Source organism: Paenibacillus favisporus, assembly GCF_040545415.1.
Classification (GTDB): domain Bacteria; phylum Bacillota; class Bacilli; order Paenibacillales; family Paenibacillaceae; genus Paenibacillus_AQ; species Paenibacillus_AQ favisporus.
In genome coordinates, this window is sequence record NZ_JBEPLV010000005.1 from 204,640 (window position 1) to 217,473 (window position 12,834).

12 protein-coding genes are annotated in these 12,834 nt (G+C 55.5%); 4 read left to right on the plus strand and 8 right to left on the minus strand.

Annotated elements, in window-relative coordinates; all coding sequences use genetic code 11:
• Window positions 1–99: 99 nt before the first annotated feature.
• Window positions 100–1,926, plus strand: coding sequence for an APC family permease (locus ABID47_RS22290; RefSeq protein ID WP_354499985.1), 1,827 nt, complete (start codon window positions 100–102; stop codon window positions 1,924–1,926).
• Between the two features lie 131 nt (window positions 1,927–2,057).
• On the opposite strand, the gene ABID47_RS22295 is transcribed toward ABID47_RS22290, so the two are convergent.
• A complete protein-coding gene (locus ABID47_RS22295; protein ID WP_354499987.1) occupies window positions 2,058–3,593 on the minus strand; it encodes an ABC-F family ATP-binding cassette domain-containing protein in 1,536 nt (511 codons plus the stop codon).
• Window positions 3,594–4,291: 698 nt separating this feature from the next.
• Between ABID47_RS22295 and ABID47_RS22300 the strand changes: the two genes are divergently transcribed.
• Window positions 4,292–4,939 (plus strand): FusB/FusC family EF-G-binding protein, encoded by a 648-nt coding sequence (locus tag ABID47_RS22300; protein ID WP_354499989.1) that lies wholly within the window; start codon window positions 4,292–4,294, stop codon window positions 4,937–4,939.
• A 117-nt stretch (window positions 4,940–5,056) separates the two neighbouring features.
• Here the strand turns inward: ABID47_RS22300 and ABID47_RS22305 are convergent, their stop codons facing one another.
• On the minus strand, window positions 5,057–5,596 hold the full coding sequence (locus ABID47_RS22305) for an NAD(P)H-dependent oxidoreductase (RefSeq protein ID WP_212970389.1): 540 nt from the start codon (window positions 5,594–5,596) through the stop codon (window positions 5,057–5,059).
• A gap of 262 nt (window positions 5,597–5,858) precedes the next feature.
• Here ABID47_RS22305 and ABID47_RS22310 point away from each other — a divergent pair, with 262 nt between their 5' ends.
• Entirely contained in the window at window positions 5,859–6,236 is a 378-nt protein-coding gene (locus ABID47_RS22310; protein WP_354499991.1) for a winged helix-turn-helix transcriptional regulator, read from the plus strand.
• A 39-nt stretch (window positions 6,237–6,275) separates the two neighbouring features.
• Here the strand turns inward: ABID47_RS22310 and ABID47_RS22315 are convergent, their stop codons facing one another.
• The 4 genes from ABID47_RS22315 to ABID47_RS22330 all read right to left on the minus strand — a co-directional run bounded on the left by ABID47_RS22315 (window position 6,276) and on the right by ABID47_RS22330 (window position 9,897).
• On the minus strand, window positions 6,276–7,169 hold the full coding sequence (locus tag ABID47_RS22315) for a helix-turn-helix domain-containing protein (protein WP_435530662.1): 894 nt from the start codon (window positions 7,167–7,169) through the stop codon (window positions 6,276–6,278).
• A gap of 251 nt (window positions 7,170–7,420) precedes the next feature.
• Complete coding sequence (locus ABID47_RS22320; protein WP_354499993.1) at window positions 7,421–8,584, minus strand: winged helix DNA-binding domain-containing protein; 1,164 nt, start codon at window positions 8,582–8,584, stop codon at window positions 7,421–7,423.
• Window positions 8,585–8,682: 98 nt separating this feature from the next.
• Entirely contained in the window at window positions 8,683–9,114 is a 432-nt protein-coding gene (locus tag ABID47_RS22325; RefSeq protein ID WP_354499995.1) for a hypothetical protein, read from the minus strand.
• Between the two features lie 81 nt (window positions 9,115–9,195).
• Window positions 9,196–9,897, minus strand: a complete 702-nt coding sequence (locus ABID47_RS22330; protein WP_354499997.1) for a hypothetical protein — start codon at window positions 9,895–9,897, stop codon at window positions 9,196–9,198.
• A gap of 318 nt (window positions 9,898–10,215) precedes the next feature.
• Between ABID47_RS22330 and ABID47_RS22335 the strand changes: the two genes are divergently transcribed.
• The gene (locus tag ABID47_RS22335) at window positions 10,216–10,647 is read left to right on the plus strand and encodes a MerR family transcriptional regulator (protein WP_354499999.1); all 432 of its coding nucleotides are present in this window, start codon (window positions 10,216–10,218) and stop codon (window positions 10,645–10,647) included.
• A 92-nt stretch (window positions 10,648–10,739) separates the two neighbouring features.
• Here the strand turns inward: ABID47_RS22335 and ABID47_RS22340 are convergent, their stop codons facing one another.
• Entirely contained in the window at window positions 10,740–11,651 is a 912-nt protein-coding gene (locus ABID47_RS22340; RefSeq protein WP_354500001.1) for an NAD(P)-dependent oxidoreductase, read from the minus strand.
• A 61-nt stretch (window positions 11,652–11,712) separates the two neighbouring features.
• Entirely contained in the window at window positions 11,713–12,642 is a 930-nt protein-coding gene (locus ABID47_RS22345) for an NAD(P)-dependent oxidoreductase (RefSeq protein WP_354500003.1), read from the minus strand.
• Window positions 12,643–12,834 lie beyond the last annotated feature (192 nt).

The following is a 12,834-nucleotide window of genomic DNA, read 5'->3' on the forward strand; positions in this document are numbered from 1 at the left end:
TGTTTGGGGAGGGGATTCCTAGATATACCCGGAGTCGTTTGGCTGGGAAAGGGATACCCTAAGGAAACCATACTATCGACAGAGATCGAGGTGTTATTCATGTTGTCAGCCGTCAAAAGATTTCTGATCGGCCGCCCGCTGAAGTCCGGCCAATTGGGTGAACAAAAACTGAATAAAACCAAGGCGCTGGCCATCCTTTCCTCCGATGCGCTGTCCTCTGTTGCCTACGGTCCCGAGCAAATTTTGCTCGTGCTGGTAACGGTCAGTGCAGTAGCCTTCTGGTACACGATCCCGATCGGTATCGGCATTCTGGTTTTGCTGCTGGCCCTCATTTTATCGTACAGGCAGATCATCTTTGCTTATCCCCATGGCGGTGGAGCTTATGTCGTTTCCAAGAAGAACCTGGGAATCAATCCGGGACTGATTGCCGGCGGCTCGCTGCTGGTCGATTATATTTTAACGGTGGCGGTCAGCGTGTCGTCCGGGACGGATGCCATTACGTCGGCGTTTCCCGGCCTTCACCCGTATAACGTGGTCATCGCCTGTGCGCTGGTCGTTCTGATTACCATTCTGAACCTGCGCGGGATTACCGAATCGGCTTCAATTCTGGCGTATCCGGTTTACCTGTTCGTGCTCGCGCTTTTCATTCTGATCGGGGTAGGGTTGTACAAAATCGCAACCGGACAGGTGCCCCCAACCCTGCACGCGCCAATAGGCACGCCGGTAGCAGGAATCTCCCTGTTTCTGCTGCTGCGGGCTTTTGCTTCAGGGAGCTCGGCGCTCACCGGGGTGGAGGCTATCTCCAATGCCATTCCGAACTTTCGCGACCCGGCGCCGAACAATGCCTCCAAAACCTTGATGGCGATGGGCACGCTGCTGGCGATCCTGTTCGCCGGCATCGTCTTTCTTGCTTACTATTACGGGATCGCACCGAATGAAAAAGAAACGGTCGTATCCCAAATCGCCTCTACCACCTTTGGGAGGAGCTTCCTGTATTATTTTATCCAGGCGACAACTGCCCTTATTCTCGTTCTTGCGGCTAATACTGGCTATTCCGCCTTTCCGCTGCTCGCCGTCAACCTGGCCAAGGATAAATACATCGCCCGGATGTTTACCGTTCGCGGAGACCGCCTCGGGTATTCCAACGGCATTATGTTTCTGGCTACGGCATCGATCATTCTGATCATCGCCTTCAAGGGACGCACGGAGCATTTAATCCCGCTATATGCGGTGGGGGTATTTATTCCGTTTACGCTGGCCCAGACGGGGATGCTGGTCAAATGGATTCGTGAAAAGCCGAAAGGCTGGCTGGGCAAGCTGATCATCAACTTTGTGGGGGCGCTGATCAGCTTCACGGTCATGATGATTTTCTTTATTACCAAGTTTGGCCAGGTGTGGCCTGTGCTGATTTTTCTGCCGCTGATCGTTTATATATTTCATGCGGTCAAAAGGCACTACGAGGCTGTCGGCGACCAGCTGCGGATTACGACCTGCGAGCCGGCCGTTCCTGTCGAAGGCAATGTGATGATCGTACCCGTCGCCGGGATCACCCATGTGGTGGAGAACTCGATCAATTACGCCAAGTCGCTGTCGCCCGACCAGATCATCGCTGTTTATGTAGCCTATGACCGGGAATCGGAGCGGAAGATGGAGGAGAAGTGGAAGCAGTGGCAGCCCGACATTCGGCTGGTGACGCTGTTGTCTCCTTACCGCAGCATTATCCAGCCGCTGACGAAATTCGTGGATACCGTGGAGTACAAAGCTTCAGAGTCACATTACCGGGTGACAGTGCTTATTCCGCAGTTTATTCCCAAGAAGAGCTGGCACAACATTTTGCATAACCAGTCGAGTCTGCTGATCCGTGCCTTTTTGCTCTACCGGAAAAATATCATCGTCACCACGGTGCCGTACCATTTGAAAAAATAGCCGCTTTACCCGTTACACAAAAGAAGCTGCCGACCGGGTTCTTCCGGTACGGCAGCTTCTTCCTTGAAGATCAAACGTTGCGAAACCATACTGCATCTGTGATTGAGCCTTGAGCGCCTTGCCTCTTGGTCTTACTTCCAATCCTGCACCCGCCAGATGTCCGTGACCCAGTCTTCGTAGAAGGCAGGTTCGTGGGACACCAGCAGCACGGTGCCGGGGTAGGCGGCCAATGCCTTCTGCAGAGACTCCTTCGCGCGGACGTCTAAATGGTTCGTCGGTTCATCCAGAACGAGCAGATTGCTCCGGGTAAGCATCAGCTCGGCGAGCCGGGCCTTGGCCTGCTCTCCTCCGCTCAGCGTCCGCATGGGCTTGCGGATATGATCGGCGCTCAGGCCGGCCATGGCCAGCGTGCGGCGGATCTCCTTCTCCGTCAAATCCGGACGCAAGGACCAGACATACTGCAGCGGCGTGTCCGAAGATGGCGTGTCTTCCTGCTGGTAATAGGCGGTCCGGACCGTGTTCTGAACGGTTACAGCGCCGCCCAGTGCGTTGATACCGCCGAGCAGAGTCTTCAGCAGCGTAGACTTGCCGGCGCCGTTCTCCCCGATGATGGCGATTTTGTCGCCGCCCTTGACGGTGAGGTCCAGCGGCCGGAACAGCGGCACCCCGTACCCCGCCAGAAGCCGTCTGGCCTCGATCAGCACCGAGCCGCTGAGGTTTCCATCCGCCCGGAACTCAAAGCGGGGCGCCGGGCCTTCTCCCGGTTTCTCGACCCGCTCGATCCGGCTCAGCATTTTCTCGCGGCTCTTGGCCTGCTTCGCCTTGCGGACCCGGTTGATATTAATAAAGGATTCCAGCCGTTCGATCTCCCGGGTCTGCCGCTCATAGGCGGCCTGCTGCTGCTTCTGGGCGAGCGCATACTGCTTCTGGAACGCAGTATAGCTGCCCGTGTAGCGTTTCAAGGTCTGATGGGCCAGATGAAAAATCACGTTCGTGATTTCGTTCAGGAAATGCTCGTCATGCGACACAACGATAAAGGCGTGCGGATACTTTTTCAAGTAGCCGGTCAGCCACTCGATATGCACGGCGTCCAGGTAGTTGGTCGGTTCGTCGAGCAGCAGCACATCGGGCTCCTCCAGCAGCAGCTTGGCAAGCAGCAGCTTCGTCTTCTGGCCGCCGCTTAAGCGGCTAACGTCGGTGTCCAGGCCGATCTCGGCCAGACCCAGCCCACGGGCCACGTCCTCAATTTTGGCGGAAATGGCGTAGAAGCCGGCCTGCTCCAGCCCATCCTGCAGCTCGCCGTAGCGTCTGAGCATCGCGTCAAGCCCGTCTCCCGCCTCACCGAATCGGGCCGCGATTTCATTCATTTCGCGTTCCATGTCAAACAAGTGCTGAAAGGCCCGCTCCAAATACCGCAGGACCGTCATCCCTTCCTGCAGCGTAATGTGCTGCTCCAGGAAGCCGACCCGGGCGCGCGGCGACCACTCGATTCGCCCTTCCTCCGGCAGCAGGCTTCCGGTCAGCAGGCGGAACAGTGTCGACTTGCCGGCGCCGTTCATGCCCACCAGTCCGGCATGCTCGCCCGGCAGCAGGCGGAACTCAATATGGCGAAACGTGATTTGATCTCCGTACATATGCGTAAGATTCGTGACATTTAATATGCTCATGGTTCTCTCTCCTTAGGTTTCATTGATTGCGAACAAATGAAGCCATCAGGAGGACAGCGAAATGACGTGACGATCCGGTTGTAAATACTGCAAGATACTCCGGCTCTAGGGGTCTGTACCTGGTGATTAGGTATCTTACAGCCCCGCTTTAATATACAGAAAGCGGGTAAGGTGAACACACCTACCCGCTTACATGCCAAAGCTGGAAAAGATGTGGAAATCATATCGACTGTTCTCGAGATGGCTAAAAAAGGGCAGACTTCTCCCGTATCAAGCCAAATCTCTTCTAAGAACAGTAGACAAAATTTCCATTACCTTTCCACCTCATTCAAGTTTATCGTTACGCCACACAGTATAAGCGAGGCTTCCTGCAGTTGTCAATCGGACACCTGCCCGGGATAGCTTAGCTCTTCAACCCGCCGCAGGCGGTTAAGAATCCTTTGCCCGGAGATATCTTTACAAGGCGGACATGAGAATTTATAATGTCGATGTATGTGCAGAAGTTCGAAAGGGGAATCCATAAGTGGCAGTTGTTTGCTTGTAGCCGGCAAAAGTGCAAAATTTCGTGATTTCGTTCACGGGATACGTATGCCCTTTTGACCTAATACAAGGAACTTCTCGCATCGTATTTTTTTCGATACCGGCGGAGTGCCTTATTTGAGGTACTCCGTTTTTTGGTGAAATGAGGAGGAAAACACATGCTAACGCCATTTATGGAAAACCACGAGTATAATTTGATCAAGCGCCTGGTGGGGCGCCTTGAATATAACATCAAGACTACAGCCGACCAGAAAGTCATATCCGCGATCCGGCACACGACTTGGACCCGCGTCATGGAGATGTTCCCTGCTGCGACGGAGGAGCAAAAGCGGTTCTTCGACCGGATTCCGACGCTAAACCGTGCCGAGGAATTCCAGGCTTATTTGAGCGAGCTGGAGCAATACATTACGGCCTTTCCGCAGGTAACGGAACAGCAGCTGAAGAAGCTTTTTCCCAAAATTAAAAAGCTGAAGCTTCCACCGCTGGCCGAGCTCGATTTCCGCTTCCTGACCTATATCGGCTGGACCGACATTTCAACGAATAAGCTGTTCATCGTCTACAACCTGGACGGGAAAATGACAGGCATTGAGGGCCGGTTCACCCCCACGAACAAGAAGGGCGTCTGCTGCCTCTGCAACAAGCATGAAGAGGTGGCCTTCGTGACGGCGCAGACGAAAGCGAAAGGTTCGGCACTGGACCATTTCGGGCGGGTCGGAAATTATATGTGCATCGACAGCGCCAAGTGCAACCAGAATATTACCGATGTGTCTCAACTGGAGCGGTTTATGAAGGATGTCTTAAACTAACCAGGCTGGCTGTGCGAGAAAATACAGGAGCTCCCGGGTTGATCCCGGGAGAATAACAGCGGGCGGCCGAGGGGCCTTGCCCGTTTTTATTTTCCCTTTGAGCTATCAGGAGACGGTTTAGTGAACCAGTACAGGCGAAGGCGTCTGGATATATTCGGCGTACCGGATGCCTTCCGCCTTCAATTGCTCCTGACTGGCCCGGTTGGCATTGTACACCACGAACGGGGGAAGGAAGGTACCGTGGCAGTGGGCAATCGTAAGGTGGATCGGTTTTAACAGCTCGCTGATCGTAAACCAGTTGTCTCCTCCGGCCTGAAATGACTTATCTGTGCCGCCCGCGGTAGTGACGACGATGAATTCTTTGCCCTTTAAATGCTCGCCTCCGGGGCCGTAAGCCCAGCCGGGAGTCAGTACATCGTCAAACCATTTTTTGAGAAGGGGCGGTGAGCTGTACCAATAAAAAGGGAACTGGAGAACAATCCGGTCGTAAGCAAGCAGCAGCTGCTTCTCCCGGTCCGCATCGATCTGCCAATCCGGATATTCCTGATACAGATCGCGGACGTGGATATCGGTATGCTTCGGCAGCGCTTCGAGAAGCGCATGGTTCGCTCTGGACTTGGACAGATCCGGGTGGGATACAATGACCATGGTTTTCATTTCAAAATCATCCTTTCGGGCTGTATGCGGTATGAATGATGCACCCCCAGTATTGTTCAAGGCCGCCGCTTTGAAAAGTACGCATTTTAAACAGACTAAGTCTTGTAAACCGTACTGTGGACCAGACCCGCGTACTGCTGGGTAGTACGAAAAACCATACTATGTACGATTCAGAAGAGTACTGTCACCATTCCGTGTACTCTGGTACAATGGCAGCAAAGACAGCACTGCCGCTTCGGTGGGAAAGGGGAGAGCCAGCGAGATGAGTAAGGACCACGGGACGGGAAACACGGGAGGAATCATCACGACGCTGCAGGCGATTGGAGGCAAGTGGAAGCCGCTCATTTTGTTTATACTGCTGCACCAGGGGACGAAACGGTTCGGGGAGCTGCGCAGACAACTTCCCCATATTACACAGGGCATGCTGACCAACCAATTGCGTGAGCTGGAACAGGATGGATTGATCCACCGGAAGGTATATCAGGAGGTTCCTCCCAAGGTAGAATACTCCTTGACGGAACATGGGGAGTCGCTGAGATCCGTGCTTCACGATATGTGCAGCTGGGGTTTTGAGCATATGGAATTCAAGGCGAATGCCGCCGAGGAGGATACGGCCTCCGAAGCGGACGGAAATATGTAAGGGAGGGCCTGAGGGCCCTCCCTTACTGTATATTGGATGTCACTCTTCAAATGTCAGGTTAGACGGCTCGTCCCTGAGCTCGTAGACGATCTCCAAATTTGTGGTGGGTACGCTCTCGTCAACCTCTTCAAACCGGAAGCTGTCCACCCATACCTGCCCCGGTCCCATCAGCAGCACGCCAAGCGAAATCGTCGCGGCATTGTCCGGGACATCAAGCACGATGGCGTAGTGGTTCCAATGCGTGTCGCCCACAATTCGGCGGTTGTTCATATTGTCAAACCGCAGCACGTCCTCGGCTTGATTATCGACCCGCATCCACAATCCGCAGAACTCGGTAACCCCTTCCGTCCGGACGAAGCCGGAGAAGCGCATTCTGCGTTTCAGGTACCGATCGGCTTTAAATTGCTGCATCATCGTGGCGAACACGTTCGGGCCTTCCGGGGTGACGGCTTTCAAATAACCCGAGGCGTTCCCTTGATGGACGTTGTGACGGTCCAGGCCGATTTCATACTGATGCGGGTGGCTGCCGCTCAGCATCCAGCCTTTTACCATCGATTCCTCAATCATGTTCATTTCTCCTCCTTGAGCGGCATGGGCCTGGGTATGAAGACTGAACATCTTCCGGTATCGCCCTGGCGGCATGCCGTACATTTTTTTAAAGGCGCGGGTAAACGCCTCCTGGCTCTCAAAATGGCACTGCAGCGAAATGCCGATGATCGGCTCCTCCGAGTACAGGAGCATACGCGAGGCGAGACACAGCCGGCGGCTTCGCAAATATTCCGCGATGCTCAGCCCGGTCTCCCTGCGAAACAGACGGTGAAAATGGAACGGCGAGAATCCGGCCTCCGCCGCGATCTGCTCAAGTGTCAACGGCTCGTGAAGCTGTTCCTCCATGAACCGGATGCTGTGTTGAATCCGATTTGAATACACCAGCGTGCCCCTCCTTTGATATCAGCATAGCAGATGGAAGAAGGTTCGTTTTGACCGTTCTTGCTAACATGCGAAAAAGCCCGGGATGGGTAGGCCATTCGGGCTGGAATATGGGAAGCGTGGGAGTCGTCGGATGCGAACGGGAAAGCTGCGGGGCGGTGTCCACGTGGTGAATAAATTCGGTCATTAAGGGCCGTCGCGCTCCCCTTTGTTCAAGAAGACACGCCACGGCAGCCACTAGCTAGGCTTCGGGGTTAGAGCTCGGAAAGGCTGAAGTGGACTTCCCGGTTCGGGCAATCCGCTGCGGCGAAATCCAGCAGGCGGCGGCCCTCGTCGGCCAATGCTTCCTGATCGGCGTCCGAGATAGGCTCAAACAGCTTGATCACAAGCTCGGCGGATTGCTTGTTCCGCTCCAGGCTCCACATGCCGCAAACGAAGCCGTCGACGAGCACCGCTGCCCGGATGATGCCGTTCACCGTAAAGATGCGGCGGCGGTAGCGCTCATCCATAATCCGGGAGCGGTCGGCGAAGGAGAGAAGCATGTTGTCGAATTCGCCGAGGAGGCGCGGAGGTGCGGGTGTATCCTCCGCCGGCAGGGGGGCGTCCGCCAGGTCGTACAGCAGGACGCCCTTTTCATCCAGGAAGGTCCGCAGACGCGGCTCGAGCCGGCGGATGACGTCGCTCAGCCGTGTCAGTCCGGACCAGACCTGGATGTCCTTGACTGAGGCCGGACCGAAGGCGGCCAGGTAACGCAGGACGAGCTCCTCGAGTCCGGAGCTGGAAGCTACCGCGGGCGGGCTGCCCAGCCACGCTTCCGCGGTGGTGTGCAGGGCCTGGCCGCTGGCGCCCCACAGGCCCCTTGGGGGCACCTGCACGAGCGGCACGAGCGTGCGCACCGTGTTGGCGAGCGCGGCCGGGCTGCGGTCCGGCCAGCGCTCCTGCAGGCGGGCGCCGAGCTCGCCATAGGCCAGCGGGGCCTCCTCCACGAGGGCCCGCCCGGCAGCGGCGACAGCGCCGGTATCCAGGCCGGCGAGCTCCTTGCCGTAGCCTCCCTTCAGGCCGCGGTCCAACGCGGGCTGAATGACCGGGCGCAGCGCCAGAGCGTCCTCGGCTGTCACGAGGTGGATCGTCGACCGCATGATCGCGATGCGAACGGCCTGGCGCGTCTCGATCAGCCGGGACAGCTCCTCGTGCCGGAAGCCAGCCAGCCGGGCCCACAGGCCGTAATACGGCGGGGTCGGAGCCTGGGCTTGCATGCCGGCCAGATGCCGCAGCGCGTCAAGCACCGGCATCTCTGCCCGGCGCAGCAAGAGCTGCCGGTCGAGCAGTGCCCGGTTCAAGGCCCGGCGGCTGAGCACCTTGGGAACATTTTTCGTAAAAGGGGATGTATCGGTTGGCTTGGGCATCGGCTCGGTCACGACGGCAGCGCCTCCTTAAGGTTCATGGTCTATACGATCTATAACTTCAGTATAGCCATCAACGCTGACAACAATATGTCAGGGTTTGGAGAGTACGGTCAAAGGAATTTGTGATCCTCGTCCCGGGGATCGATGTGGGTTTTCGGGACGGAAGCCAAAATACGGAGCATGGTGGAAATCCAATAGTGCAGCAGGCCGGGTACCGAGAGAAGCAGAATCAGCAGCGGCCGGGCCGATATGCTTCTATTATTCAGATAGAACAGGAATAGGCAGGACACCAGAACATACCATACAACCGGCAGTACTCCAGGCCGCAGCTTCCAATAAGCTGCAACTAACCTGGAAACGGCTTGCAGAAGCAGCGAATAACACAACATCGAAACGGTAGGGAGAAACAGCATGACTGTGACGATATCCTGGAACAAGGGAAACTCTTGCCCCGGACCGTACTGCGGCCAGAAAGCAAACAGGCCAAAAGCGCACCAGACGACAGACAGGCCTGTCCACAATACATAACAAAACCGAATCATGCGGAACCCTCCCCGAAAAGGTAATTATACACAGGGATCGGGCCCGTTACCGGGCCACCCCCGTGTATCATGCGGAACCATTCACGGCTGATGATTTGGAGGCGGGAGAAGTATTTTAAAATAAGCCTCGACTTCGGCAGCGACCTCTTCCGGTCCTTTGGAGCCGTCCACTTCAATGAGGGGTAGTCCCCGTTCCTTTGCAGACTGTCTGTACTGCTCGGCCCACAGCAGGTCACGTTCGATGTGGTTCTGCTGGGCAAGCTCGGGGTCATCCAAAACTTCGGCACGCCGCTGCCCCTTGAGACGCCGATGATGGGAATCCCTTTGGAAGGATTCGCTCGGCACCATCCATATGGCTCGTTGGGGATCTGGTAATAAAGGGAGGAGGGCTTCCGGAAAAAAGCCGGGCCCCTCTGCGATAATGGGACGATCCGCGGACATGGCATGCAAATCTTCAATAACCATGTGAAGCCGCTCCAACCAAACCGATTTTCCACTGGTAGCCATTTCCGCTGGCGTGCATGACAGCCATAACCATTCCAGAAACGCCTTCTCATCCAAATCCGCGAGTTTGGTTCCTAACGCGAACAATGCGGGATGCCGCTCAGGATCCGCGCGACGGATATGATCCATTTCATACCGGTCGAAGTGATATACCTGTAACTGGTATGTTGAGCCAAGCAGGTCTGCAACCGTCGTTTTACCACAATCCGGAGGGCCGCCGATCCAAAGAATATGCGACAAGGCCGTTGTTTCCTTATTCACGAATGCAGCGATCATCATCACCTCTTTTTTCTTGGAAAGTTGTCAGAGTGAAGTGTCTGATATGCGATTCTACAGTTTATTGCGATCCAGTTATTGGGATTTTTGGGGCAGATATCTCAACATTAACATGTAATTGGGGAGCGATGCAAAAGCAGTGGAGTTCAACTTTTTTGCCTCTGCATAGCCGGTTTAATACCGATAAGGCTGAGATAACGTGCTAAACAAAAGGATATGCATATATCGTTGCGCAGGGCTGAGCCGCTGTTTACGCAAAGAACGATGCGGTATAATGGGAAAATAATGGGAAAGACACGATACAGAAAGGAGCCTGCCACAGTGAAAATAGGTCAGCTATCCAAAGCAACCGGCGTCAGCCCACGATCGATCAGGTATTACGAGAAGCAAAAGCTACTTACGGCAAAGCGGTTGGACAATGAATACCGGGAGTTCGACGAGGTTGACATCAAGCGGGTTCAAACGATCCAGATTTATTTGGAGCTTGGGATGTCGACGAAGGAAATTCTTGAAATTTTGAAGTGCCATGACGATATCAACGCTTATACTGGTAGCGACGGATTTTGTGATGAAATGCTTGAAGCCTACGAGGACAAACGCGAAGAAATTTCCGGGCAAATTCAATCGCTCATGGCCGTTCAGCGGCGGCTGGATCAACGCATCGAACAAATGAGAGAGCAGCGGGTCTTGGTCAACAAGGAGGGCAGCGCTGTCGAAGAGACCAGCCCACTTGGAGAAGCATCGATAAGATAAGCGGAAAAATCATGGAGAGAAGCCCGATCCACCAGGTGGATTGGGCTATTCGGCCAGGCTCGGACGTTTGCCGAGGGCTGACATCTTGACGTTTACTTTTTTTGCAGTATTTCGGTAAGAAAAGAAAATCCGTCCGCACCATGCCCGTCGTCGATTGCGCGCAGGGCGATGTCGTTTGCGGCCGTTAGTACGCTGGTATCGATCCCATGGGAAAGTGCAGTTTCTATAATGTGCTTCATGCCTGCGGCTGCCGAAAGCAGGTTGGAGCCGTGTCCGGGATATTGCCTGTTGTCGACTTGCTCGGCCAATCCAGCCATAATATTCGGGAGAATGCTGCTAATCCCTTGAGCAAAAGGAAGAAGTTCCTTCGCACTGATGTTTTCAGATTTCGCCAAGGTCAGGGCATGAATATAACCGCTGATGGACGTCCAGTAAATATCCAGGAGCGACACATCGTAGGCTGCGGCCCGGCCGGGATCCTCCCCGAGGTATGAGGAAGTGCCTCCGATGCTTGCCAAGGTATGACGATGGGCTTGGTAGACGGACTCCGGCCCGCTGTACAAAACCACAGCCGAGCTCTGGCCAATCGTTGTCGTCGGTGTCATGATTGCCCCGTCAAGGTAGTGAATCTCGTGTTCTGCCGCCCATTCGGCGGTTTGGCGTGCGCGAAACGGTGCGTCGGCGGTCAGATTCACCAAGGTACGCCCCTTCAGCGCGTCGCCCAGCGGGCGGATGATCGCATGGACGGCGTCATAATCAAGGACGCACACGATGACCAGCGGACTGGCCAGAGCGGCTTCAGCGGCCGTCCCGGCAAGACTCGCTCCCTGTGCGACGAGAGCAGTGGCTTTGCCGGCAGACCGGTTCCAGACCGTGGTCGGATGACCGGCCTTCAGGAAGGCCCCGGCCAGCGCACGTCCCATGGGACCAAGGCCGAGAATCGTCACCGGTGCCCGGGATTCTTGGCTGGGGTGGCTGTGCTGAACGGGATTATTGGCTGTCAATGGAATTCCTCCTTTTTTTCATTTACCCATTCCATTCCGGTTGTGGTGATGCAGCAGGCGGTCAGTCAGATAGGGGATGCTGTATCATCTCGATGATCCTGGTGAGGCCGTCGGTACCGTGACCTTCGGCTACTCCCCTGTCGATTAGGGCCTGCATCGGCGTGATAAGCTCCGTACTGATTCCCAGCTCTCTGGAGGCGTCGATGAAATTGACGAACCCCGTCTGGTTGATATAGAGGCTGGATACATCTGTTCGATGATCGTTGGCATCCACCGCCTGCGCAATCTGGGGCATGGAGGCCGACATGGCCGAAAGCCAGGGAACCACAAGCGGCGTGAACGATTCGGCTTGGACTCCTACCGAGCGGACCATGGCTATAGCATGGAAAAGGCCGCCGTACATCCCGTACATAACGCTCAGCAGCGCCAAGTCGTAGAGAGGGGCAAGTCCGGGATCGCCGCCGAGGTACTTCGTGCTCCCCAGCTTTTCCAATGCAGGCTGCCAGGCTTCAAAGGCACTAGACGAACCGCTGTACAGGACAAACGCCCCGGAAGTTCCGATCATTTGTGGCACAGCCATGATGCCGCCGTCCAAATATTCAGCGCCGTGTTCGGCTGCCCATGCGGCCGTCTGCCGGGCTTGTGCCGGCGATCCGTTGGTGAGGTTCACCACCGTCCGTCCGGCCAGCACATCACCCGCCTGCTCGAGGATTTCTTGCACGGCCACATAATCCAGCACGCAGATTACAATCAGTGGACTGGCCGCAATGGCTTCAGCGACCGTGCGAGCGGCCACCGCGCCTTGCGCCGCGAGTGTCTCGGCTTTGCCGGGCGTGCGGTTCCAGACGGTGGTCCGGCGGCCCTCCTTCAGAAAGGCTTGGGCCAGCGCCGACCCCATCATGCCTAGTCCGATGACGCTCACCGGTAAAAGATGCCCCTCAGTATGTTCCCATTCCTGCCCTAGCGGATTCCCTTGTTTATTTTCCTTCATAGGGTGTTCTCATCTCCTTTCCTCCCCATCTTAAAAGGTTGACACAGTGTCAAAGTCAATGCGTATTTTTCACGATTTTATAAATGCGAAGCTTCGGCTCAAGGCACGGATGAATTGGCGATAGGATTGTTTTTAATGGGAAAAGTCATTTTTGTTATATCCCAGTTATTGACAACGGGCGCGTGGAGGTTT